The organism is Paraglaciecola aestuariivivens (assembly GCF_052983255.1).
This window is the reverse complement of record NZ_JBRKBA010000003.1, coordinates 176,002-199,317: the sequence shown is the minus strand read 5'-3', so window position 1 is coordinate 199,317 and position 23,316 is coordinate 176,002. Positions and strand designations below refer to the sequence as shown.

Sequence of the window (23,316 nt, the reverse complement as noted above, 5' to 3'; positions counted from 1 at the left end):
TTTATTTTTCGGGCAAGATAAACATAGCTTGAGTGTGAATAAAAAAAAGATAACAGGCAAGAGAACTTTGCCTTTCTTTTTTCCCAACAAGCTCCTAAAATACGTGGGTTTAGTAGATATATTAAGCGTAATATCAATCGCTTAGCTTAAAATATTAAAAAGTTGTGCTGGTTTGTTTCTTACCTGTAACAGGCTTGTAAATTTATCGTTAATTAAGAGTGGAAGATTCATTAGATGAGTGAAGCAATTCAAGTTCATCCCGAATACAACTATAAAGTAGTTCGGCAATTTGCGGTTATGACCGTAGTGTGGGGAATAATCGGAATGGCTGTTGGGGTGCTAATCGCGGCTCAATTATATTGGCCAGCACTTAACTTTGACACCCCCTGGTTAACTTTCTCGCGTTTAAGACCATTACATACTAATGCGGTAATTTTTGCCTTTGGTGGTTGTGCGTTATTTGCCACTTCGTTATATGTGGTGCAGCGTACTTCTCAGGTGCGACTGTTTAGTGACAAACTAGCATCCTTTACCTTTTGGGGTTGGCAATTAGTGATAGTGCTAGCCGCTATAACTCTGCCTATGGGCTTAACTAGCTCTAAAGAGTATGCAGAATTAGAGTGGCCTATTGATATTCTTATCGCCATAGTGTGGTTGTCATATGTCATCAACTTCTTTGGCACTATGATTATTCGTAAAGTGTCGCACATCTATGTTGCTAACTGGTTCTTTGGTGCCTTTATGTTAACTGTAATGGTCTTGCATTTAGCTAATAGCATGGCCATTCCAGTGTCTTTAACTAAGTCTTATTCTATATACGCAGGTGCGGTAGATGCCATGATCCAGTGGTGGTATGGGCACAATGCGGTTGGATTTTTCTTAACTGCTGGTTTCCTAGGTATGATGTATTACTTTGTACCTAAACAAGCAGGTCGTCCGGTTTACTCTTACCGTTTGTCTGTTGTGCATTTCTGGGCGCTTATTTCATTGTATATCTGGGCTGGCCCTCACCACTTACACTACACCGCCCTACCCGATTGGACCCAGTCTTTGGGAATGGTGATGTCTATCATTTTATTCGTACCTTCTTGGGGTGGCATGATCAACGGCATTATGACTTTATCTGGCGCTTGGCATAAATTACGTACCGATCCGGTATTACGCTTCTTAGTGGTATCTTTATCTTTCTACGGTATGTCAACCTTCGAAGGCCCTATGATGGCCATTAAAACCGTTAACGCATTATCACATTACACAGATTGGACAATAGGCCACGTACATTCAGGTGCACTAGGCTGGGTGGCTATGGTATCTATTGGTTCTATTTATCATTTAATTCCGGTGTTATTTAACCGACCTAAGATGTACAGCACTTACCTTATCAATATCCATTTTTGGTTAGCGACTATTGGCACAGTGTTATACATAGTTGCTATGTGGATGTCTGGGGTTTTACAAGGCCTAATGTGGCGAGCAATTAATGCCGACGGCACCCTAACCTACAGTTTTGTTGAATCTTTAGAAGCGTCTAAACCTTTCTATTTGGTTCGCTTTATTGGTGGCGCAATATTCTTAACTGGTATGTTAATTATGGCCTACAACTGTTATCGAACCATTAAGGGCGAAAGCTCTAAAAAGTTAGATCAAGCAGCAGCGCAGCCAGCATAAGTAGGGTATAAAATGAAAAATACACATGAATTAATCGAAAAAAACGTTGGCCTATTAACAGTACTAATTTTGGTCGCCATTAGCTTAGGTGGCATGGCGCAAATCACGCCGCTAATGTTCCAGCAACAAACCATGGAAGCGGTTGACGGTTTAGAGCCATACACAGCGTTGCAGTTAGAAGGTAGAGATATTTACATTCGCGAAGGTTGTGTAGGTTGTCACAGTCAAATGATTAGACCATTCCGTTCAGAAACAGAACGTTATGGCCACTACTCTGTAGCTGGTGAGTCTGTTTGGGAACATCCTTTCTTATGGGGCTCTAAGCGTACCGGACCAGATCTTGCCCGCGTAGGCGGACGCTACAGTGACGACTGGCATAGAATTCATCTAATTAACCCTAGAGATGTTGTACCTGAATCAAACATGCCTGGCTTCCCATGGCTAATGGACAACACCCTAGATGGCGAATTAACCGCTAAAAAAATGTCTGTGTTCAGAGATTTTGGTGTGCCTTACACAGATGAAGACATAGCAGGAGCTAAAGACGCGGTTAAAGGTAAAACCGAAATGGCTGCGTTAATTGCCTACTTGCAATCATTAGGCACGGCGTTGAAATAATGGATTACGCCACTAGCGGTACTTTATATACATTAATTGTTTTTATTAGTTTTATTGGAATTGTGTTGTGGGCCTTTAGTAAAAAATCAAAAGCAAACTTTGATGAAGCGGAAAAGCTTGTTTTTGACGATGAACCACAACAAGACAAGCGGGAGTCTAAATTAGATGAGTAGTTTTTGGAGTATTTGGATCACGGTTATCACACTGGGTTCTATTTTGGGTTGTTATTTGCTGCTTCGATGGTGCTTGTCGAATAAAACAGGTATTGAAGAAGGCGATGATATGCATCACGAGTTTGATGGGATCATCGAAATCAACAATCAACTTCCAAGGTGGTGGACCATACTGTTTTACATTTGTATTGTTTGGGGCTTAATTTATTTTGCTTTATACCCAGGTTTAGGCAGTTATAAAGGGCTAATTAATTGGCAAAGTTCTAACCAGAATATTAAGTCATTAGCCGAGTCTCAAGCGGCAGTATTAGCCAACAAAGAGAACGGCATTATTAGTCAGTATGATCGTGAAATGGAGTTTGCTGAAAAACAATTCGCGCCTATTTTTGATGAATATTATCAACAACCTATTAGCAGTTTAGTAAATAACCCTGAAGCGTTAAAAATTGGTCAAAGATTATTTAGCCAAAACTGCTCTCAGTGTCATGGTGCAGATGCCGGTGGTCAACGCGGCTTTCCAAAATTATCTGATGATGATTGGTTATACGGCGGTACACCTGAAAAGATAACCGAAACCTTAGTTAAAGGTCGTCAAGGCATGATGCCAGCTCAATTAGATGCCATGGGCGAAAAAGGTATTGATGAGTTAGTTGAATATGTTTTAAGTTTAAGTAACAGACCCGATTTAGATCAATCTTTGGTCTCTGCTGGTGAAAAACGTTTTGCGGTTTGTGCTGCTTGTCATGGCCAAGACGCTAAAGGCAATGAAATGTTTGGTGCCCCTAACCTAACAGACCAAATTTGGTTATATGGTGGCCAGCGCAAGCACATTGCAGAAACCTTACGTCATGGACGTAACGGTGTGATGCCTTCATTTAAAAACACCTTAGGTGAAAAGAAAATTCATCTAGTTGCGGCTTACGTCTACAGTTTATCTCAAGACAAATAGCCTTAAAGTGATATACTTCAAGCCCCGTTATTCGGGGCTTTTTTATGTGGTTCACCTTTAATAAGTAGTCTATTTACATGCAAAAAAATGTTGTAAAAGTTTGGTACAAACAATTTTGGCCTTGGTTTTTAATTATCGTGCCTGCCACCTCTATGGTGTTGAGTTTAACTATGTTAAATTTTGCTTTTAATAGCAAAGACAGCATGGTGATTGACGATTATTACAAAGAAGGTAAAGGCATTAATTTAGTGCTACAAAAAATCGAACGCGCGCGCGAGCTTAATATATCAGCGCTAACTACAGTGACAGATTCTGCTATTTCAATCCAAATTACCTCAGGCGAAATAGCCGAAGGTGAAGCATTGTCATTGGCATTTTTTCATGCCACACAAAATTTTAAAGACTTTAGTGTGACTTTATTAAAAGATGCACAAGGCCACTACAGAGCGCCACTAGACAAACCGTTAAATGGCAAGTGGAAAGTGATTTTGCAACCGCTTAATCAAGAATGGAAAATTCAACAAGTGCTGGCGTTACCGCAAGCTCAAGCTTTTGTGTTAGCGCCTTAACCTATATGACAGATTGTTTTCATTGTGGGTTAGCCATTCCTACTGACACTAAGCTAACGGCCACTATTAAAGGCCAGCAACAAAGTTTTTGCTGCCCAGGTTGCCAAGCTGTAGCTCAAGCCATAATTAGCAATGGGCTAGAAGATTATTATTCTTACCGAAGTGAATTTGCCGAAAAAGCCCCAGAGTTAGGGTTAAATTCTGCCCTAACCGTGTTTGACGACCAGTCAATTTTGCAAGACTTTGTTGAGCAACATCAGCACAACCAAAGTATTCAACTTAGCTTAGCTGGCATACATTGTTCTGCTTGTGGTTGGTTAATAGAAAAACAGCTTAGTAAAATTGAAGGCATAGTTCAGGTTGGGGTAAATGTTTCTGCCAGACGCGCAAAAATTGTTTGGGATCCAGAAAAAATTAAGTTAAGCCAAATCTTTGCTGCTATTGAGTCTATTGGCTATCAAGCCAAACCTTTTCAACAAGAACAACACGAAGCTACCTATCAGCACGAAAACAAAGCCTTTTTAAAACGACTCGGTTTAGCTGGCCTTATGACTATGCAAGTTATGATGCTAAACATAGGGGTATTTTTTGATTGGTTTGGTCATATAGATCAGCAAACTAAACAATATTTTAACTGGGTGAGTTTGTTGATGGCCACCCCTGTTATGTTGTATTCGGCAACTGGGTTTTATAGCGGCGCATTTCGAGCGTTAAAATCTAGGCAAGTCAACATGGATCTGCCCATAAGTTTGGCCCTGAGCTTAACCTATTTAGCGGGCCTTTTAGCAACGGTACACAATACTGGGCAAACCTATTTTGAATCTTTGTGTATGTTTGTATTTTTCCTGTTAGTCAGTCGTTATGTTGAGCACAGCGCCAGATACAAAGCCTCACAATTATCGGCCAATATGTTGGAATACATGCCAGCTATTGCCACTCTAATTGAGCAAAATCGCACTACTACAGTTTTAGCAAAATCACTAAAAATTGGACAACAAGTATTAGTCAAGTCAGGTGAAATGATCCCCATAGACGGCGTTATTTTAGATGGCCAAGGGCAAATCGATGAAGCCATGTTAACTGGTGAGTTTAATTTAGTTGAAAAAGACACAGGCGATCTGGTATTTGCTGGAACCACTAACCAGTTAGGAACTTTAACTATTAAAGTGACTAAAGTTTTAAAGCAATCTATGGTTAGCCAAATTAACGCGCTGCAAACTAATGCTTTGTTTAATAAACCTAAATTAGCCAGCGTAGCGGATCAGTTTTCTCAATACTTTGTGTTAGCGGTATTGGTTATTGCCGCCCAAACCTACTGGGCTTGGACTTTTATCGCCCCCGAACAAGCATTATGGGTAACGGTATCTGTACTTATTGCCACCTGCCCTTGCGCCTTAGGTCTTGCTACCCCTTCTGCGTTAAGTAGCGCAGTGGCTAATTTAAATAGCCAGGGCATTTTAGTTAAACAGGCAGATGTATTAGAAAAAATCGCCAATTTAGATTGGATAGCGTTTGATAAAACGGGCACCTTAACTCAAGGGCAATTCAGCTTAGCTGAATCAATAAGCGTAGATGGTATTCAAACTTCAACAAACTTGGTTATCGCAGCTAGCTTACAACAGTATTCGTCGCACCCCATAGCTAAAGCCTTTAGCCATGTACACGAATTACTCCCGGTACAAAATTTTACTGCTCATGTAGCACAAGGTGTGTCGGGGCAGATTAACAATACTTTGTATAAACTAGGATCCGCGAGTTTTGTAGAACATGACATACCAAAACAGCTAAAAAGCTGCCAGGTATTTTTAGCGAATGACAAGGGGCTATTAGCTGGCTTTAAGCTTGAAGATAATCTTAGGGCTGATGCCCACGAGTTAATCGCCCAGCTAGGAGACTTAGAAAAAACCATACTTAGCGGCGATAGTAAAGCGACAGTAGCCTCACTTGCCCAGCAGTTAGGCATAAAAAATTGTTTCGCCAACCAAAGTCCAGAAGATAAATTAAATAAAATTAAACAGCTTCAAAACCAACATAAAGTAGTCTTAATGCTAGGTGATGGCATTAATGACGGCCCAGTGTTAGCCCAAGCAGATATATCTGTCACTTTAGGTGTTGGCTCTGATCTAGCTAAATCATCGGCTGATGTCATATTGTTAGACAATCAACTTAGTCGGTTATTGCCCCTCATTCAGGTGGCTAAACGCTGTAAAACCAAAATTAAGCAAAATATTGCATGGGCTATAGGTTATAACTTACTAATTTTACCATTAGCCGTAACAGGGCTGTTGGCGCCTTGGATGGCTGTAGTGGGCATGTCGTTAAGCTCGTTAATTGTTATAGTTAACTCAGTTCGATTATTAAAATAGGCGCACTAGTATGAGCATTATTTATGTATTAATTCCTATAGCCATTTTATTAGTTGGCATTGCGGTAGCTGTGTTTTTTTGGGCAGTGAAATCTAATCAATTTGAAGACTTAGAGCGTCATGGCAGTAGCATATTGTTTGACGACGATATTGCTCCTAAAACTCCTAAGCAATCGGTTAAGCCTAACAATTCTAATGAATGAGCTATCTATATTTTCTGCGTTTTTAGTTGGCCTAGCAGGAGGGGTGCACTGTGTAGGAATGTGTGGCGGCATAGTGGGGGCATTTAGCTACGCCCTACCAAAAGGCTCTGCCATACTCCCCTACTCGTTTGCTTACAATAGCGGCAGAGTATTTAGCTATATGCTTGCAGGATGTATTACTGGAGGCTTAGGCTATGTGTTTTCACAACAAGTTGAAAAAGGCTTAGTGCTATTACAGTTTTTAAGTGCTGTTTTGCTATTTTTGTTGGGTTTGTACATTGCAGGTTGGTGGCAAGCTATCACAAAAATCGAAAAGCTAGGCGCGTATTTTTGGAAACGCATTCATCCTTGGTCTAAATCCTTATTGCCTTTTAAGCATCCGTTGCAGGCTTTTCCTTATGGCATGATTTGGGGTTGGTTACCCTGTGGACTAGTGTATTCAGTGTTAACTTGGTCGCTAGCCAGTGGCTCTATTCTACAAGGCGCTTTAATTATGCTGGGCTTTGGGTTAGGCACCTTACCCATAATGCTATTAATGGCACTGGGCTTTAATTCAGTGCAACAGTTTTTGCAAAAACCAGCAACCCAACGCTTAATGGGCATGGGTTTAATGGTTTTTGCTGGTTACCAACTTTTTTCCGCAATATCTGGTGCAATTCACTAAAAGGGTCAATAATCATTACAATCATATTAAGCTTGTATTAAATTTTTATAAGTTTTTTAAGCAGTTAGCTATATAGCGACTAAGGAATACGATGAACTATCAAAAGATCCTAGCTGTTATTGATCCAGAACTAACGCAGCAAAAATCCCTCATCCGTGCCATAGAGATTGCCAACATGAACGGGGCCTCTATTACCGCTTTTTTAACCATTTATGATTTTTCTTACGAACTCACCACTATGTTGTCTATGGACGAAAGAGAAACCATGCGCCAAGCCGTAATAGACGAAAGAACCAGTTGGTTGGTAAATTTAGTCGAAACCGAATACAAATGTGAAAACATAAATATTGACGTAAAAATTGTTTGGCACAACCGCCCTTACGAAAGCATTATTTATGACGTTATAGAACATAGATATGATTTAATTGTTAAAGGTACTAAGCAGCACGACACCTTTAAATCTGTTATTTTCACCCCTACAGATTGGCATATTATGCGCAAAGCCCCAGTTCCAGTGTTATTGGTTAAAGAGCATGATTGGCCTATAGGTGGGCAAATTTTAGCGGCGGTTAATGTAGGGGTAGAAGTAGAAGAGCATCTATCACTTAACGATGCCATTACCCATGAGGCTAAACATTTTGCCAAGCTCTTATCGTCAAATGTTCATTTAGTGAATGCTTATCCTGGAACGCCAGCCAATATAGTAATAGAAATTCCAGAGTTTGATCCTAGCACCTATGATGAATCTGCCAAGAAGCATCACCAGGCTTCAATGGAAGAACATGCTAACAAGCATGGGATCGACCCCAGCGCTTGTCATGTAGAAATGGGTATGCCAGAAGATGTAATCCCCAAGTTTGCCAAACAACTCGATGCAGAATTAGTAGTAATAGGTACTGTGGGCAGATTAGGCATATCTGCCGCACTCATTGGCAATACTGCTGAGCATGTCATTGATAAACTTAATTGTGATGTATTGGCCATTAAACCCCATGGGTTTGAATCACCCATTAAAATTTAGCCTAATGCCTTAATCCATTAATTAAAGACTTTTTATAGCTAAAATACGCTGGAATTAAGGCTAATATTGCGGCTACCCCTACGGTAATTAGTAGGTAAGGCCAAACCAACTGTAAATTAAGCATAGGCGCAACATACAGGCCAAATTCATCCATTAATATGGGCTGACAGATGGCTAAGGCAAGAGCCGCTAATAGCGCCCCCAATAAGGCGCCGATAAAAGCTAAAAACATGGCTTCACCTGCTACCAATAAAATTATCACCGACGCCTTGGCGCCTAAGGCCCTTAACACCGAAAGTTCACGCTCTCTTTCTTTCATCGAAGCCAACAACATAGTTGTCATGCCAAATAAAGCAGTAATAAACACTAACCAGGCCACCACATCTAAGCTAACTTCAACCATAGCCACAATTTGCCACAGTTCTCGCAGGGTCACTAAAGGTAAAATGGCTGTTAATGGCTCTCCCTTAAACTGACTAATTTTGCGTTGTAAGCTTAAAATACCAATTCTGCTTTTACTGCCAATTAAGAAGGCACTTAACTCAGGCTCGATATGCCCTTGCTCGGTTAAGTCATGTTGCTGGTGATGATCGCTATTATGAGTGTCGTGCAGAAGCGCAATACTTTGTAGCGGCACATAGATAGATTGATCCACTGGGGTGCCTGTGGGGGTTAATATTCCCACCACAGTAAATGGATGCTCGTCATGGTGGCTAAAACTAACCTTACCGCTGCCGTGGGATAAAACAAGTTGATCTGATATTTGGTAACCGAGTTTTTTAGCCACCTCTGCCCCTAACACTAGATCATAAACTTGGTTAAACACCCTACCCTTAGATAGATTTAAGGCTTTACCTTGAGCATAGTTAAAGTGTGTAAAATAATCTTCGGTGGTGCCTATTACTGCAAAGCCTTGATGAGAGTCACCCATAGAAATAGGCACAGACCAAGCCACGTTTTTATCCTGAACTATAGATTTATAACTCTGCCATTGAATATTATTTGCTGGCTGGCCAATCTTAAAAATTGAAAATAATAAAAGATTAATATTACTGGTTCGGCTGCCCACAATTAAGTCCACACCAGATACACTGCGTTCAAAATTTTCCTTAACCTGCACACGTATTTGCTCAACTGCAATGATCACAAAAATACTAATGGCAATAGATACTAAGGTTAAACTGGCAAGACTTTTACGCGACCACAAACTGGCCAACACTAACTTTGACAACATAGTCATTTACCCCTTTGTACTGCAATGCGACTGTAAATCCGCTAAATGCACTTTTTGGTCAAAATACTCAGCTAGCGATAGATCGTGACTAACAAAAATAACACTGGCAGACTTAGCAGCATCAAGAAGTAAATGAATAAAATTTTCCCTAGCATGACTATCTAGGGCTGAAGTGGGCTCGTCAGCGATAATAAGCTTTGGTTGGCCAATTAACGCCCGGGCTACCGCCACTCTTTGCTGTTGACCTACACTTAATTGATTGGCTTTTTGTGCTAATAAAACCGGACTAAGTTCTAAACTGTCGCAAATTTGTGTGAAATAAGTATCAAGATGACTGGGTTGAGCAGTACGAAAACCATTTGCCAGCAAAATGTTTTGTTGCCCAGTTAAATATGGCAATAGATTAAATTGCTGAAAAATCACCCCTATATTGTTGGCTCTAAAACTGTCGCGTTGACGCTGATTTAAATCAGATAAATTTTGCCCTAAAACCTGAATTTGCCCAGAATACTGAGAATGAATACCAGCAATTAAATTTAATAACGTTGATTTACCCTCACCAGAGCGTCCATATAAAAATACTTTCTGATTGGTTTTTACCTGCCATTTGGGGATCTTGAGTTCAAAGTTTGGGTTATTCGACCATCTAAATTTAAGGTCATCTATGGCTAAACTGTGAGGCATACTAAAGTGGGTCCAATAAATTCTGTATTAACTTAGAACGGTTTGTATTTTTTGCGTATAATTGCCGCCTATCTTTAGGCACCATATTAAACGATTACATATAAGTTAACTACATGAGTCAAGCATCTACACTTTCTGCCAACCCAAGCCCTGCATTTAATAAACTACAAAAGCGCCTTAGACACCATACTGGCAAGGCAATTGCCGATTTTAATATGATTGAACAAGGCGACAAAGTTATGGTGTGTTTGTCGGGAGGCAAAGATAGCTACACTATGCTTGATATTTTGTTGCATATGCAAAAAGTTGCGCCTATTCAATTCAGCATAGTGGCAGTGAATTTAGATCAAAAACAACCTGGCTTTCCAGAGCACGTATTACCTAAATACCTAACTGAGCTTAATGTTGACTTTGAAGTAGTAGAAGAAGATACCTATTCAATAGTGGTGGATAAAGTACCAGAGGGGAAAACCACTTGTGCGCTGTGCTCGCGATTACGCCGAGGTATTTTATATAAAACTGCCAGCCGCTTAGGAGCAACTAAAATTGCCTTAGGGCATCACCGTGATGACATGTTAGAAACCCTGTTTCTGAATATGTTTTACGCTGGTCAACTTAAATCTATGCCACCTAAACTGGTTAGCGACGACGGCAAACATATGGTCATTCGTCCGTTAGCTTATTGCAACGAGGCTGATATCCAAGCCTATTCAGAACAACTTGCCTTTCCCATTATTCCTTGTAATTTGTGTGGCTCACAAGAAAACTTGCAGCGTAAAGTCATTAAAAACATGCTGCAAGATTGGCAACAACGATTCCCTGGCCGTATTGAGTCTATGGCTAAATCACTACAAAATGTTGCTCCTTCACATTTAGCCGATCCTGAAATTTTTAATTTTAAGGATTTAAAAACCCAATCTACCCCTTATATAAATGGCGATACAGGATTTGATCTTCCTAGCCATTATGATCTAAAAGACGCAACGCCTAGTACCTTTGAACCTATTAAAGTGAACAACATTTAGGACAGTTAAGCAGATATGAAAATTGGATTAGCATTAGGCAGTGGAGCTGCCCGCGGTTGGGCCCATATTGGGGTAATCCAAGCATTAGAAGAAATGGGAATTAAAATTGAAGTGGTTTCTGGCTGCTCAATAGGTGCTTATGTTGGGGCGGCTTATGCCTCTGGCAAGTTAAAAGAATTATCTAGCTGGGTAGAAAGCTTAACCGAATGGCAAGTTCTGGCTTTAATGGGGGTGGGTTTCCACCGCGGTGGTTTAGTTAGCGGTTTAAAGGTATTTAAAGCCCTGCAAGATAATTTTAGTTTTGACACTTTTGAGCAGCTTAATAAACCGTTTGCCACAGTAGCCACTGATTTATATTCAGGTCGCGAGGTTAACTTCACTGAAGGCTCTGTTATTGATGCAGTTAAGGCTTCTTGCGCCATCCCTGGTTTATTTGCCCCACATTTACATAATAACCGTTGGTTAGTTGATGGAGGCGTAGTTAACCCTGTTCCGGTAAATATGTGCAGAATGTTAGGCGCAGATGTAGTCATAGCAGTTAACTTAAGTGCTGATTTTCGCCCTCAGTCGTTAGTCAATAATACTGTTGATCAGGGAAACAACCAGAAAAAGACCTCAGATTTTTTTAAACGTAGCCAACAACAAATTCAACAATGGTTTAAAAAAGATGACGAGCAAAATCCTGTTGAAACCGAGCAACAACCCAAACCATTGCCAGACGAATGTTTAGAAATTTTAGAGCCTGCCGAGATTGAGTCGCCCGAACCTTCTAACCCAATGCAAGTAGAAAGTGCGGAGCAAGTGCCGCCTGCCCCATCTATCATTAACGCCATGACCGGCTCCTTAGATATTTTATCTGCTCGAGTAACACGCTCTAGGTTAGCCGGCGATCCACCCGATATTTTAATCGAACCACAATTACGTGATTTTGGCATGATGGAGTTTTATCGAGCCACAGAATTAATTACTCATGGTAGAGACAGTGTTGACCGAATTGCCAAACAAATAACCTATCAGTTAGGGCTAGATATGCCTAAAGTAAAAAGCTAAAAGAAGCTTTTTATAGTGGTTAAACAATAATCAGTCTGTATGGAATTGACAGAACGACTGTAGCTATCTAAGGTATTGATGCTAACAACAAAAACAAGGATTGATACATGCCCATACAGATTAGTTTTGAATTATCAGATGACGACTTAGAACACTTTCGTAAGTTAATGAATACGGCCATGGAAAAGGCCAAAGAAATGCCTCCAGAAGAGGTATTAAGCAAGGCAAGAGCCTCTTGTGCAGAAATGGAAAAAGCTGATTTACCAGGATTTGTTAAACAACGAGTTGAGTCTTTAATTACGCTTATTTCTGCCCTAGAAGATACTGAATGGCAAATGCCAGAAGATGAAAAAAGTGAAATTTTGACCTCTATTGCTTATTTTACTGAGCCAGAAGATTTAGTCCCAGATAATATCCCCGGCATAGGCTATATAGACGATGCCATTATGATTGAGTTAGTCATTCAAGACTTATCTCAAGATCTTACCGCCTATAAAGAGTTTTGCCGCTTTAGAACAACAGAAGAAAACCGTCGTGGTAAAGAAGCCCATGTTAGCCGTGATAGCTGGTTAGCGGGTAAGAGAAGTGAAATACGCTCTAGCATGCGCCGTAATCGTGGTTCGGGTGGTTCAAGACGCTTATTCTCTCGAATGAGATAAAAAGTTAGGGTTATCATCTAACATGACAACCCTAAGCGCTTTATTTATTAATTAATGCGGTTATGCGTAACGGTTTGTGTGGTAGCGATAAGCTATTATTGTTATCAATCCAGGCTTTATCGAGTTGTAAACCGCCTTGTTGATCCAAATGTAATTGTAGCGACTGCGCTAACCCTTTACTGTCACTCATGTGTACAACTAAACCTTCTACACTGGGCATCATAAAAGATAAAAACCCACCCATTTGATTAAAAAACGCCTGATATTGGGCCAACAAAAATTGCAGTTGTGTCTGAGTATATTGGCGAGTTAAATATTGGGGTAAGGTTTCTAGCTGTACAGACATATCACATTGATTGGCCTTATCAGCAAAATCAATTCTGACATGTGCTTTAGCCATCTTTAAGATTTTATCAACGGGTACAGTGAAGCGTTGAGACGCTTCTAGCTCTATGGGCAGAGTTTGTTTCTGAGTAACAATCTGCACAGAGTTTATATTACATAACCTGCCCTGATTAACATGCTTAAAACCAAAAGCAAAACGTAAAGCATTGGTTTCTTCTGAGTCTAGCTTTTTAACATGACTATAAAATGTTGCGTATTCAACTTCTAATATTTCGGCCGCCGCAGTACGGCTGCAAAGCAAGGTAAAAAGTGCAATAAAAACTAATTTCAATTGTCTAAATCCATATGTTTTCGGTTCACTCTCAACATACTTAATAACTCGTCTATATAGTCTTGACCGCGCTCTGAATAGCTTGAAAGCCCCTGGGCCAACGCACGAGCTGTGATGGGTTGATTGTTTGCTCTAAGCTGCACTCGTATATCGCGCAGCTCTTTATAAGCATAGTGACGATTTAAGTTACGAATGTAGGTCATTACTGCATGAGACAAGTCTCTAAACTTTGCTACTTCATGCTCAGCATCTTCGTTACGACTTTTAGGCACAAATCCACAACCTTTTTTAAAGCACCAAAGACCAAAAAAGTTATAACCTTGTTGAGCAAAACGTGAGCTTCCCCAGCCAGATTCATTGGCCGCTTGGACTAAAATAAGCGCCTCTGGAATAATATCTACTCGCCTAACTAAACGTTCAAGATTTTGCGTTAAGGGTAAAGGAGTATCATTAGATAAATGATATTTTTGGGTTAGTTTATCTAACACCTTTTGTTGCTGCTTGTTAAAGGTTTGACCTTGTAAATGCATTGTTTGAAGTGCTAGTACGATTTCGCGCTCTTTTAACACTATGGCATTTTGACGTTTAATTTCTGGCAACAAATAATTAAAAAAAGCCTGTTTTTTCTCAGTCACATCATTAATGCTAGAAAACTTAGGCACCGGTTTTTTGCTGGTTTCGCTAGGGGCGATCGTTATGCCATCTAAACTAATGATGTCTTGAGATACGTCTTTAGTTGCCTGCTGTAAAAATACAATTAAATACAGGGTAGCAACTACTACCGCAACAGTGATTAACGTGGGTTTCAACATCTTATGCATGGAATACCGCCTCTTTAGACTGAGTCTTGTGCTTATCTGCCCGTACTTTAATGCCAAACAGTTCTCGATACAAAATTCCTTTCATATTAATAAAGAAAGGCACTATCCATATGTACGCAAAACCAAAGGTAAAGATCCCTAAAAACAAACTTATATAATAGAAGATGTAAAAAAGGGTTAACGGCAACCAATAACGATTAAACACTTTAATTGACTGGATCACACATTGACTAGGTCGCCATTTTTTTTCTACTAACAGCATAATGGCAAAGCCCGTGGCTAAATTTATGTATAACAACACTAGAGTGCTAACAATAACATTCACTTGGGCGCCTAATATTGACCCTAAATCAGCAATAGCAGCCAACAACAATGCCAATAATATAACCAGTAATGAGCCTATTACTTGCTTTAATACTGTAAAAAATTGTGGTTTTACTCCAACACTATGTGAAATTCCCACTAAAAATATACTGGCAATAATAGGCGTGGTAACTACTACCCCAACTAACTTTAGCATCATCACAGTATCGGCCGGTAAGGCTTGTAAATCTGATACGCCCAACATGCCTTGGATTATAGAAGCAAAAATTAAAGCCACAAAAAATAACAATAAGATCCCTTGGATATAGGGTTCTTTTCTGGTTTTAGATAATTGCCACGCCTCTTTTGCAATGCGTTTTAAGTCAAGTCTCACTTCGCCATTAAGGGATTTTTCAATGTCTCCCCCTTGGTTTTCAAACTGCGGCTGTTGTTCCATTTAAATTCCTACAAAACAATCTAATAAAATCAATTAAAGTTAACTAGGTATCACTAGTTTTAAGGCTAAGGCGATTAACACTATGCCCATCACGCGATCAAACCAATGGCCATTAGTACCTAAAAACTGGCGCACTTTGCTCGAGCTCAGTAACAAAGACAACGAACAGAACCATAAACCTGTGGCCAAGGCTAAATACACACCATATATAAGCTTCACTTCGTTAGGTGTAGTGGCAGACACTGCAACGGCAAATACTGATAGAAAAAATAAGGTAGCTTTAGGGTTGAGTCCGTTAGTTAATAATCCAATTGAAAAAGCCTTTTTATCTGACATTCTATTTTCAGCCTGATTGGCTGATGTATTTGATGGATTGTCACTTGGACGGCTTCTAATAGCTCCCCAACCTAAATACAACAAATAGGCCGCCGCAAGGTAACTAAATACGGTAAATAACCAAGGATGGGTGGTTAGCAACAAGCCTATGCCTAACAACGAATAAGCCACATGGATTAAAATTCCTAAGCCTATGCCTATACTTGTAAAAATTGCCGCGCGACGCCCAAAGCTCACACTGTGCTTTAATACTATGGCAAAATCAGGACCAGGACTGGCCACAGCTAACAAATGAATACTGGCTATAGTTAAAAACTCTAACCAATAATGTTGTAGGTTTTCTAACACTCACTCATCCTTCTAAAAGTTGCTCAACAAACTCACTAACCACAGTAGTGGCAGGTCCATAAATATGTTGATTAAATTCACTTTGGCCAACACTGGGTTCAAGATTTAACTCCACTGTATGTGCGCCATATTGCTTTGCTACAGCGACAAAACCTGCAGCTGGATACACTGTGCCAGAAGTGCCAATGGCAATAAACAAGTCAGCTTGAGCCAAAGCTTGCTCAATTTCAGGCATAAAATAAGGAATTTCACCAAACCAAACAATGTTGGGTCTTAATCCATGACTTGGTTGGCAACATGAACATCGGCTGTGGCTATCTAAACTACTAGTAATTTCTGTAACTTGACCGGAGTTTAAACACTTAGCCGTTAGCAAATTACCGTGCATATGAAGAACATTGTGACTGCCTGCCCTTTGATGCAAGTTATCAACATTTTGAGTCACTAAAGTAAAGTTATGGGTTAAGCGTTTTTCTAACTTAGCCAGTGCTAAGTGCGCCTGATTAGGTTGGATACTAGGGTTAAATAATTGTTCGCGTCTTTGCTGATAAAACCGATACACTACATCAGGCTGCGCTTTAAATGCTTCAGGAGTGGCAACATCTTCAACTCTATGCTGCTCCCATAAACCATCATTGTCTCTGAAGGTCTTTAAGCCTGACTCAGCCGAGATCCCAGCACCGGTCAATACCACCACCTTTAGATGATCAATACGAGAAATAATAGGTTTTGGCAACATAAGAAATTAAGCAAGATCCTAGCAATGCATTATATATTGCCAACTAAAGGCATGCATGGTTTAACGGGCGCTAATGATAACAAAAAAATGGTACTTATCATCAGAGATTTTCCCAGCTGCAAATCAATTTCCCTTGGCTTTGGTTAGCTTCTAGACGTTCATGGGTAATAGCCACTTGCTCAACTGAATAATGAGTATCAATAACAGGGGTTAATTGACCAGACACAAAGTGCTGCAAATGGCTGTTAGCAAACTGCGCGATTAATTGCGTTTTATATTCATCTGAGCGGTTTCTTAAGGTTGACCCAATAATGCGCGCTCGTTTGCTTAACAACAAGGCATAGTCTAGTGGATCGCCAAAACGCCCTGCCAGCATGGCCAAAGATACTATGCTGCCATCTTGATTTAATACCTTTAGATTACGGTTTAAGTAATCGCCACCAACAAAATCAATCACCAAATCTATTGCCAGTTTTTGTGCTTTAAGTTGCTCGACAAAATCCATTTGTTGATAATTAATTAATACTGATGCTCCTAATGTTTCGCACAAAGCTAACTTGTCTTGGTTTGAAGCTGTCACTGCAATTTTAGATTGCTGCAACTTAGCCAATTGTATGGCGGCTAAGCCCACCCCACTGGCACCAGCGTGGATAAGTACACTTTGTTTAGCTTGTAGCTTAGCCTCTATAAACATTGCCTGAAACGCAGTTAAAAAACACTCAGCAATAGCTGCGCCTTCAGGCATAGATAGATTATTTGGTAGGGGTAAAATATGCGATGTATTTACCGCTACATATTCGCCATACCCGCCGCCCGAGACTAAAGCAAACACCTTTCGCCCAAGGGTTAAATCAGTCTTTACGTATTGCTTAGGGTGCATGGCCACAATTTCACCACTTACCTCTAATCCTAAAATAGGGCTGTGATCTTTAGGTGCTGGATATTTGCCCTGCCGTTGCAAGGTATCGGCACGGTTAATACCAAAGCTATGCACTTTAATTAGAGCTTGACTGGCAAGGAGTTTAGGCACCTCTGTGGTGCTAAGGGTTAAACACTTAGGGCCCTCGCCTGGAATATAGTCTATGTAGCGCATCTGCTGATTAATTGTGTTTAGCAATGTCTCGCCCTCATGTACAATTAGGCCAAATTTATTAAGCAGATATCCTATGTCATCCAGTGTAATTTTACAGCCAGGTCGCGAAAAATCTTTATTACGTCAACATCCGTGGATCTTTTCTCGGGCGATAGAAAAAACCAAAGGCCGTTTGAACTTAGGTGATACCGTAGATGTGTATGCAAACGATGGGACTTGGCTGGGACGCGGAGCCTGGTCACCAGAATCTCAAATTCAGGTAAGAATTTGGACCTTTGAGCAAAATGAAAGCATAGATAACGGATTTTTTGAACGCCGCATTGCTACAGCTTTAGATGGCCGCAAAGACTTAATCGCAAGGCATGGTGTAACAGGTTACCGTTTAATTGCAGCTGAATCAGACGGCCTACCCGGTATTACTATTGATAAATATGCCGACGTCTTGGTTTGCCAAATCTTGTCAGCTGGCGGCGAAAAACATCGCGACAAGATTGTCTGGGCATTAAAAAAACATTTTCCCCAATGCAGCATTTTAGAGCGCAGTGATGTATCTGTACGTAAAAAAGAAGGCTTAGAAGAAGTCATTCAAGTACTACATGGTGAAGTACCAGACGAAGTAGAAATTGAAGAAAATGGCATAAAAATATTGGTCAATGTGAAACAAGGACACAAAACCGGTTTTTACCTTGATCAAAGAGACAACCGCGCCAATGCGGCAAAATATGCTAAAGACAAAAAGGTTTTAAATTGTTTTTGTTATACAGGTACCTTTGGTAGCTATGCCCTTGCCAATGGCGCCCAAATGGTTACCAACTTAGATGTGTCTGACTTGGCTTTAAGTACCGCAAAACGTAATGTAGAAATTAACCAGTTAGATACCAATAAAGCTGAATTTTTAAACATGGATGTATTTCAGGCCCTAAGAGATTTCAAACAACAAGGGCGATTTTTTGAGCAAATTATTCTTGATCCGCCAAAATTTGTTGATTCAAAATCTTCATTAAACCGAGCTTGTAGAGGTTATAAAGATATCAATATGTTGGCCATGCAAATTATGCAGGCTGGCGGGATTTTGTGTACTTTTAGCTGTTCGGGTTTAATGTCTTTTGACTTATTTCAAAAAGTGGTAGCTGATGCAGCCTTAGATGCGGGACGCAAGGTACAGTTTATCGAACGCTTAGGCCAAGCTGCCGACCATCCTGTGGCCTCTAATTACCCAGAAGGTTTTTATTTAAAAGGCTTAGTTTGCCGGGTTTTATAAAACCCAAGCTTTGAAAATGAAATAGTTAAGTAAACACTGCTTAATTATTTCATTTCAATGATCTCCACCCCCACTGTGCTGGTATTATCATCTAGGGTTTCGCAGCGCACAACTTTAGTGTCGGCAGTTAAAGAAGGTATTTGCGAGTTAGTGGACTCAATATACACATTCACTAAGGTGCCTAACTCGAGCGAACTTTCTTCTATCTCAAAAGACATACCTGTGGCACTAATATCTTTGCACACGGCTTGCAATGTGCGGCTTGACTCGTCATCTACAATTTTAAGTTCACAAACAGAATTAACCATCATTCTAAAAAAATTACGTTTATCGTCATAACCTAACATGCAAAACCTCAAACTGATTAAAGAATATACTTTAGTTTATAGGGCGCGAGGAAAACAAAGTCAACGCAATTTAACTGCAACTTTACTTTTGCCGAATTAAATAGATTCCAAATGGTTAAGTATGCGCTTAACTGAAATTGGACTTGGCGTACCTAATTGCTGAGCAAAGAAAGACACATGTAATTCATGCAACATCCATTTTACTTCTGTTAACTCTTTAGGTTTAGCTTGGTTTGCTGGAATTTTATGGCACTTAGCCTGATAGGCTTGTTCAGCTTTTTCAATATTTAGTTGATGTAACTTATCTTTTGTTGGATCAACCGGCAGTTTTTCTAAGCGTTTAGCTATGGCCTTAATATAACGCTGCCAGTCAGCTAATTTTTCTGCACCAATATCAGCAACAAAATCTTGATACACTAACGAGTCTAATTGGCTTTTAATATGTCCGTGGGCATAAATAAGGTTTAACGGCACTTTACCTTTTAATTTTTTATTAATTTGGTGCGCTATGGTTAGGCCTTGCTCAACCTGCTGGGCTATGACTAACACAGTTTCGTTTATGTCCTGACGTACAAAATCACAACAAGCGTTAAAATGCGCTTGGTTACGAATTTGAACTTGATGCTGTACTTGATATTTGTGCACTAGCTGGTCAATGCCGGCGTTAATACAGTCGTCAATTAGCGCTTTAATTTGCCCAAAAGGATTAAAGTACAAGCCTAATTTAGCTTTATTGGGCAGTTTTTCTTGCAAATATTTAACCGGCGATGGAATAGCCAGTAAGACTAACTTTCGTACCCCTAGTTTGTGTGCAGATTCTGCTAAATGTGGCTGATCAAAGAGTTTTACACTAACACTTTTGCCCTCATTCACTAATGCAGGAAAGGCTTTAATTTGGTATCCCCCTGCATCATTAACAAACTCTTCGGGCAAGTCGTTAATTGTCCACTGGGTTAATCCACTTTGTTCTAATTCGGGGGTCGCTACTTGTTGTAAACTTTGTTTAACTTTGCCTTGCAATTGCTGTTGCAAGGCCGCTAAATCACGCCCTTGGGCTACAAGTTTGCCTTTTTCATCTAGCACTTTAATATTAAATCTTAGATGTTTAGGTAACTTATCAATTGGCCAATCAGACTCAGGTATTTCGCAACCTGTCATGCGCTTAAGTTTAAGAGACAGTGCAGTTAAAAAGCCTATTGGCTGACCATTTTTATCAACTTCTTGCATGTCAGATAAACACGCATCGGCGTAATTAGGTGCAGGCACAAAGTTACGTCTCTGAGATTTTGGAAGAGCTTTAATTAACGCCACAATGAGCTCATGCCTCAACCCAGGAATTAACCAGTCTAGACCTTGATTACTCACTTGATTTAACACACCTAAAGGCACAAGTAAGCTCACGCCGTCATCCTCGTCTTTAGGATCAAAATGATAAGCTAAACCCAAAGTGAGATTGTCTTGTCTAAACACCTCAGGAAACGAATACTCATCTACATGCTGAGTGCCTTTTTTTAATAAAGCCTGTGGATCAAAATCGAGAAGCTTTGGATCAATAGCCGTCTGTTTTTTCCACCACTTTTTAAACCCTGCCTCAGTACAAATGGTCGAAGGTATTTTTTCGCGGTAAAAATCGATTAAGGCCTCTTCATCTACTAACAAGTCGCGTCTACGGCTTTTATCTTCTAGCGCTTCAATACTCAGCACTTGTTGTTGATTGTGTTGTAAAAAAGCAAAGTTAAGTTTAGTTTCACCATTGACCAGTGCTTCACGCACAAAAATTTCATGGCTTACTTGAGGGTCAATCTGACTATAGTTTTTACGTCTTTGACTAACCAGCACTAAGCCATACAAACTGACTTTTTCAAAGGCCTGTACTGCCCCTTGTTTTTTAGACCAATGCGGCTCTGAATACTCAGTTTTAATTAAGTGGCTGGCCAGTGGTTCAATCCAGTGAGGTTCAATTTTTGCCGCTACGCGACCAAACAAATGGGCGGTTTCTACTAGTTCAGCAACCATAGTCCACTTGGGCTGAGACTTAGCTAAACCAGAGCCTGGAAAAATCATAAAACGGCTATTGCGCGCTCCTAAATATTCTCGATCTTTATCTTTATTACCTATATGCGAGAGTAAGCCTGCAGCAATGGCTGAGTGGATAGCCTGATAATCTGCAGCTTGGGCAGAAATACCAAAACCCAATTCAGCTACAGATTTTTTTAATTGACTGACAATATCTTGCCATTCACGCATACGCATAAAGTTAATAAAGTGAGTTTTACACCAAGTTCGCAATTGATTTGACGACAAATTTTGTTGTTGCTCTCTAAAGCTTTGCCAAAGTTGCAATAACCCAAGGAAGTCAGATTCCTTGTTGGTAAACTCACTATGCATAAGATCGGCTTTTTGTTTTTTATCTTGTGGCCTTTCTTTAGGATCTTGAATACTTAAACCTGCAGCTATAACTATGATTTCATTCACACAATTTTGTTGCTCAGCTTCGATAACCATACGCGCGTAACGAGGATCTATGGGTAACCTAGCTAACTGACGCCCTTTTTGACTGAGTTTACTGCGCCCTTTGGTTATATCTATGGCGCCAAGTTCTTCTAATAATTTAAAGCCATCGTTAATGCTGCGCGTATCTGGCGGCTGCACAAAAGGAAAGGCATCTATTTTGCCTAAACCTAATGACATCATTTGTAAAATAACCGAGGCTAAATTTGTACGTAAAATTTCGGGATCGGTGAATAAATCGCGGGATAAATAGTCTTGCTCTGAATACAATCGAATACATATACCATTAGAAACACGACCACATCGCCCTGCCCTTTGATTGGCAGATGCTTGTGAGATAGCTTCAATAGGTAAACGTTGGACCTTACTGCGCACGCTATAGCGCGATATGCGTGCTGTACCAGGGTCAATCACATACTTAATGCCTGGTACAGTTAACGAGGTTTCTGCAACATTAGTGGCTAATACAATGCGTCTGGCAGAATGCGCAGCAAACACACGGTTTTGTTCGGCATGGCTAAGTCTGGCGTACAGAGGTAACACTTCTGTGTGGCGGTATTGTTGCTTGTTTAAAGCTTCAGCTGTATCACGAATTTCCCTTTCACCACTTAAAAACACCAAAATATCGCCTGGTGCTTCACGCATTAGCTCATTTACCGCTTCAATTATACTTTGGGTTTGATCAAAATCTTGCCCTTCAAAATCCCGATAACGCATTTCAACTGGATAAGTACGCCCGCTAACTTCTATTATTGGCGCATCATCAAAATGCTTAGAAAACCTCTGTGGATCTATGGTGGCCGAAGTGATAATAAGTTTTAGGTCTGGACGTTTTGGTAATAGCTGCTTAAGATAACCTAGAATAAAATCGATGTTTAGACTTCGCTCATGAGCCTCATCAATAATGATGGTATCGTAATCATTTAAAAACTTATCTCTTTGAATTTCGGCCAGTAAAATACCGTCGGTCATTAACTTAATATAAGTACTGTCTGAAACTTGGTCAGAAAATCGAATTTTAAAGCCAACTTGTTGACCTAAAGGGCTGTTTAATTCCTCAGCAATACGGTTTGCTACCGTTCTGGCCGCCAGTCGCCTAGGTTGAGTATGACCAATTAAACCTTTTATGCCGCGCCCTAGCTCTAAACAGATCTTAGGTATTTGCGTGGTTTTACCCGAACCCGTTTCCCCTGCAATAATCACTACTTGGTGATGGCTTATGGCTTGAGCTATTTCATCTTTTTTATCACTAACAGGTAATGCTGGAAAATTCAGTTCAGGCTTTTGCGCTAAGCGTAACTGATAGGATTGAATTGATTGATCAATATCTTTGGCTAGTTTGTCTAAATAAAGCTGCAATTGCTCTTGTGGCAGGTGCGCTGCGCGATTTAGCCTGCTCTTAAGCCTAAAATAATCTTTAGATAGGCAATCTTTAAGTTGAACGGCAAGTTGTTTAATAGTGATGGGATTGCTGGTTTGAGATAAAGACAAAAAACAGGTGCTCTAACAAATAACGTAAAAGCGTGATCCTAGAAGATGCCT

23 protein-coding genes are annotated in these 23,316 nt (G+C 40.1%); 13 read left to right on the top strand and 10 right to left on the bottom strand.

Going from position 1 to position 23,316, the window contains the following annotated elements:
* The first annotated feature begins 234 nt into the window (after positions 1 to 234).
* From ccoN to uspE, 9 genes are all read left to right on the top strand, one after another.
* Positions 235 to 1,668, top strand: coding sequence for a cytochrome-c oxidase, cbb3-type subunit I (gene ccoN / locus ACVCDT_RS05935; protein ID WP_447131846.1), 1,434 nt, complete (start codon positions 235 to 237; stop codon positions 1,666 to 1,668).
* A 12-nt stretch (positions 1,669 to 1,680) separates the two neighbouring features.
* Positions 1,681 to 2,286, top strand: coding sequence for a cytochrome-c oxidase, cbb3-type subunit II (gene ccoO / locus ACVCDT_RS05930; protein ID WP_447131845.1), 606 nt, complete (start codon positions 1,681 to 1,683; stop codon positions 2,284 to 2,286).
* Complete coding sequence (locus ACVCDT_RS05925; RefSeq protein ID WP_447131844.1) at positions 2,286 to 2,459, top strand: cbb3-type cytochrome oxidase subunit 3; 174 nt, start codon at positions 2,286 to 2,288, stop codon at positions 2,457 to 2,459. Before ccoO ends, ACVCDT_RS05925 begins: the two co-directional genes overlap by 1 nt.
* The gene (gene ccoP, locus ACVCDT_RS05920; protein WP_447131843.1) at positions 2,452 to 3,408 is read left to right on the top strand and encodes a cytochrome-c oxidase, cbb3-type subunit III; all 957 of its coding nucleotides are present in this window, start codon (positions 2,452 to 2,454) and stop codon (positions 3,406 to 3,408) included. The genes ACVCDT_RS05925 and ccoP overlap by 8 nt, the downstream gene beginning before the upstream one ends.
* A 77-nt stretch (positions 3,409 to 3,485) precedes the next feature.
* On the top strand, positions 3,486 to 3,977 hold the full coding sequence (locus ACVCDT_RS05915) for a FixH family protein (protein WP_447131842.1): 492 nt from the start codon (positions 3,486 to 3,488) through the stop codon (positions 3,975 to 3,977).
* Positions 3,978 to 3,982: 5 nt separating this feature from the next.
* Positions 3,983 to 6,343 (top strand): heavy metal translocating P-type ATPase, encoded by a 2,361-nt coding sequence (locus tag ACVCDT_RS05910; RefSeq protein ID WP_447132018.1) that lies wholly within the window; start codon positions 3,983 to 3,985, stop codon positions 6,341 to 6,343.
* A gap of 10 nt (positions 6,344 to 6,353) precedes the next feature.
* On the top strand, positions 6,354 to 6,545 hold the full coding sequence (gene ccoS, locus ACVCDT_RS05905) for a cbb3-type cytochrome oxidase assembly protein CcoS (protein WP_447131841.1): 192 nt from the start codon (positions 6,354 to 6,356) through the stop codon (positions 6,543 to 6,545).
* Positions 6,538 to 7,209, top strand: coding sequence for a sulfite exporter TauE/SafE family protein (locus ACVCDT_RS05900; RefSeq protein WP_447131840.1), 672 nt, complete (start codon positions 6,538 to 6,540; stop codon positions 7,207 to 7,209). The genes ccoS and ACVCDT_RS05900 overlap by 8 nt, the downstream gene beginning before the upstream one ends.
* A gap of 91 nt (positions 7,210 to 7,300) precedes the next feature.
* Positions 7,301 to 8,230 (top strand): universal stress protein UspE, encoded by a 930-nt coding sequence (gene uspE, locus ACVCDT_RS05895; protein ID WP_447131839.1) that lies wholly within the window; start codon positions 7,301 to 7,303, stop codon positions 8,228 to 8,230.
* Position 8,231: 1 nt separating this feature from the next.
* Here uspE and ACVCDT_RS05890 read toward each other — a convergent pair whose 3' ends face one another.
* A complete protein-coding gene (locus ACVCDT_RS05890) occupies positions 8,232 to 9,470 on the bottom strand; it encodes an ABC transporter permease (RefSeq protein WP_447131838.1) in 1,239 nt (412 codons plus the stop codon).
* Positions 9,471 to 10,148, bottom strand: a complete 678-nt coding sequence (locus ACVCDT_RS05885) for an ABC transporter ATP-binding protein (protein WP_447131837.1) — start codon at positions 10,146 to 10,148, stop codon at positions 9,471 to 9,473.
* A gap of 113 nt (positions 10,149 to 10,261) precedes the next feature.
* On the opposite strand from ACVCDT_RS05885, the gene ttcA reads away from it, so the two are divergent.
* The 3 genes from ttcA (at position 10,262) to ACVCDT_RS05870 (ending at position 12,882) form a co-directional block, all read left to right on the top strand.
* On the top strand, positions 10,262 to 11,173 hold the full coding sequence (gene ttcA / locus ACVCDT_RS05880) for a tRNA 2-thiocytidine(32) synthetase TtcA (RefSeq protein ID WP_447131836.1): 912 nt from the start codon (positions 10,262 to 10,264) through the stop codon (positions 11,171 to 11,173).
* A 15-nt stretch (positions 11,174 to 11,188) separates the two neighbouring features.
* Positions 11,189 to 12,223 (top strand): patatin-like phospholipase family protein, encoded by a 1,035-nt coding sequence (locus tag ACVCDT_RS05875; protein ID WP_447131835.1) that lies wholly within the window; start codon positions 11,189 to 11,191, stop codon positions 12,221 to 12,223.
* Between the two features lie 107 nt (positions 12,224 to 12,330).
* The gene (locus tag ACVCDT_RS05870; protein ID WP_447131834.1) at positions 12,331 to 12,882 is read left to right on the top strand and encodes a YkvA family protein; all 552 of its coding nucleotides are present in this window, start codon (positions 12,331 to 12,333) and stop codon (positions 12,880 to 12,882) included.
* Positions 12,883 to 12,922: 40 nt separating this feature from the next.
* Here ACVCDT_RS05870 and ACVCDT_RS05865 read toward each other — a convergent pair whose 3' ends face one another.
* The 6 genes from ACVCDT_RS05865 to ACVCDT_RS05840 all read right to left on the bottom strand — a co-directional run bounded on the left by ACVCDT_RS05865 (position 12,923) and on the right by ACVCDT_RS05840 (position 17,655).
* The gene (locus tag ACVCDT_RS05865; RefSeq protein WP_447131833.1) at positions 12,923 to 13,558 is read right to left on the bottom strand and encodes a DUF2987 domain-containing protein; all 636 of its coding nucleotides are present in this window, start codon (positions 13,556 to 13,558) and stop codon (positions 12,923 to 12,925) included.
* On the bottom strand, positions 13,555 to 14,379 hold the full coding sequence (locus ACVCDT_RS05860) for a glucosaminidase domain-containing protein (protein ID WP_447131832.1): 825 nt from the start codon (positions 14,377 to 14,379) through the stop codon (positions 13,555 to 13,557). Before ACVCDT_RS05860 ends, ACVCDT_RS05865 begins: the two co-directional genes overlap by 4 nt.
* On the bottom strand, positions 14,372 to 15,139 hold the full coding sequence (locus ACVCDT_RS05855; protein ID WP_447131831.1) for a hypothetical protein: 768 nt from the start codon (positions 15,137 to 15,139) through the stop codon (positions 14,372 to 14,374). The genes ACVCDT_RS05860 and ACVCDT_RS05855 overlap by 8 nt, the downstream gene beginning before the upstream one ends.
* A 39-nt stretch (positions 15,140 to 15,178) precedes the next feature.
* The gene (locus ACVCDT_RS05850) at positions 15,179 to 15,823 is read right to left on the bottom strand and encodes a LysE family translocator (protein WP_447131830.1); all 645 of its coding nucleotides are present in this window, start codon (positions 15,821 to 15,823) and stop codon (positions 15,179 to 15,181) included.
* Between the two features lie 4 nt (positions 15,824 to 15,827).
* Positions 15,828 to 16,562, bottom strand: coding sequence for a Sir2 family NAD+-dependent deacetylase (cobB, locus tag ACVCDT_RS05845; protein WP_447131829.1), 735 nt, complete (start codon positions 16,560 to 16,562; stop codon positions 15,828 to 15,830).
* A 100-nt stretch (positions 16,563 to 16,662) separates the two neighbouring features.
* Positions 16,663 to 17,655, bottom strand: a complete 993-nt coding sequence (locus tag ACVCDT_RS05840) for an NAD(P)H-quinone oxidoreductase (RefSeq protein WP_447132017.1) — start codon at positions 17,653 to 17,655, stop codon at positions 16,663 to 16,665.
* 73 nt (positions 17,656 to 17,728) lie between these two features.
* Between ACVCDT_RS05840 and ACVCDT_RS05835 the strand changes: the two genes are divergently transcribed.
* Positions 17,729 to 18,916 carry a class I SAM-dependent rRNA methyltransferase gene (locus ACVCDT_RS05835; protein WP_447131828.1) on the top strand — a complete coding sequence of 396 codons (1,188 nt, stop codon included), beginning with the start codon at positions 17,729 to 17,731 and terminating at the stop codon, positions 18,914 to 18,916.
* A 44-nt stretch (positions 18,917 to 18,960) separates the two neighbouring features.
* Here the strand turns inward: ACVCDT_RS05835 and ACVCDT_RS05830 are convergent, their stop codons facing one another.
* Both ACVCDT_RS05830 and hrpA read right to left on the bottom strand, forming a co-directional pair.
* The gene (locus ACVCDT_RS05830) at positions 18,961 to 19,263 is read right to left on the bottom strand and encodes a PilZ domain-containing protein (protein ID WP_447131827.1); all 303 of its coding nucleotides are present in this window, start codon (positions 19,261 to 19,263) and stop codon (positions 18,961 to 18,963) included.
* A gap of 96 nt (positions 19,264 to 19,359) precedes the next feature.
* Complete coding sequence (gene hrpA, locus ACVCDT_RS05825) at positions 19,360 to 23,265, bottom strand: ATP-dependent RNA helicase HrpA (protein ID WP_447131826.1); 3,906 nt, start codon at positions 23,263 to 23,265, stop codon at positions 19,360 to 19,362.
* Between the last annotated feature and the right edge of the window lie 51 nt (positions 23,266 to 23,316).

Excerpts from the sequence above, each read along its gene's own strand:
- ACVCDT_RS05915 (WP_447131842.1), top strand. The coding sequence starts at position 3,486 with ATGCAAAAAAATGTTGTAAAAGTTTGGTACAAACAATTTTGGCCTTGG.
- ACVCDT_RS05875 (WP_447131835.1), top strand. The coding sequence starts at position 11,189 with ATGAAAATTGGATTAGCATTAGGCAGTGGAGCTGCCCGCGGTTGGGCC.
- ACVCDT_RS05900 (WP_447131840.1), top strand. The coding sequence starts at position 6,538 with ATGAATGAGCTATCTATATTTTCTGCGTTTTTAGTTGGCCTAGCAGGA.
- ACVCDT_RS05910 (WP_447132018.1), top strand. The coding sequence starts at position 3,983 with ATGACAGATTGTTTTCATTGTGGGTTAGCCATTCCTACTGACACTAAG.
- ACVCDT_RS05830 (WP_447131827.1), bottom strand. The coding sequence starts at position 19,263 with ATGTTAGGTTATGACGATAAACGTAATTTTTTTAGAATGATGGTTAAT.
- ccoS (WP_447131841.1), top strand. The coding sequence starts at position 6,354 with ATGAGCATTATTTATGTATTAATTCCTATAGCCATTTTATTAGTTGGC.
- uspE (WP_447131839.1), top strand. The coding sequence starts at position 7,301 with ATGAACTATCAAAAGATCCTAGCTGTTATTGATCCAGAACTAACGCAG.
- ccoN (WP_447131846.1), top strand. The coding sequence starts at position 235 with ATGAGTGAAGCAATTCAAGTTCATCCCGAATACAACTATAAAGTAGTT.
- ccoO (WP_447131845.1), top strand. The coding sequence starts at position 1,681 with ATGAAAAATACACATGAATTAATCGAAAAAAACGTTGGCCTATTAACA.
- ACVCDT_RS05855 (WP_447131831.1), bottom strand. The coding sequence starts at position 15,139 with ATGGAACAACAGCCGCAGTTTGAAAACCAAGGGGGAGACATTGAAAAA.
- ttcA (WP_447131836.1), top strand. The coding sequence starts at position 10,262 with ATGAGTCAAGCATCTACACTTTCTGCCAACCCAAGCCCTGCATTTAAT.
- cobB (WP_447131829.1), bottom strand. The coding sequence starts at position 16,562 with ATGTTGCCAAAACCTATTATTTCTCGTATTGATCATCTAAAGGTGGTG.
- ACVCDT_RS05890 (WP_447131838.1), bottom strand. The coding sequence starts at position 9,470 with ATGACTATGTTGTCAAAGTTAGTGTTGGCCAGTTTGTGGTCGCGTAAA.
- ACVCDT_RS05860 (WP_447131832.1), bottom strand. The coding sequence starts at position 14,379 with ATGCATAAGATGTTGAAACCCACGTTAATCACTGTTGCGGTAGTAGTT.
- ACVCDT_RS05835 (WP_447131828.1), top strand. The coding sequence starts at position 17,729 with ATGTCATCCAGTGTAATTTTACAGCCAGGTCGCGAAAAATCTTTATTA.
- ACVCDT_RS05885 (WP_447131837.1), bottom strand. The coding sequence starts at position 10,148 with ATGCCTCACAGTTTAGCCATAGATGACCTTAAATTTAGATGGTCGAAT.
- ccoP (WP_447131843.1), top strand. The coding sequence starts at position 2,452 with ATGAGTAGTTTTTGGAGTATTTGGATCACGGTTATCACACTGGGTTCT.
- ACVCDT_RS05925 (WP_447131844.1), top strand. The coding sequence starts at position 2,286 with ATGGATTACGCCACTAGCGGTACTTTATATACATTAATTGTTTTTATT.
- ACVCDT_RS05840 (WP_447132017.1), bottom strand. The coding sequence starts at position 17,655 with ATGCGCTACATAGACTATATTCCAGGCGAGGGCCCTAAGTGTTTAACC.
- ACVCDT_RS05870 (WP_447131834.1), top strand. The coding sequence starts at position 12,331 with ATGCCCATACAGATTAGTTTTGAATTATCAGATGACGACTTAGAACAC.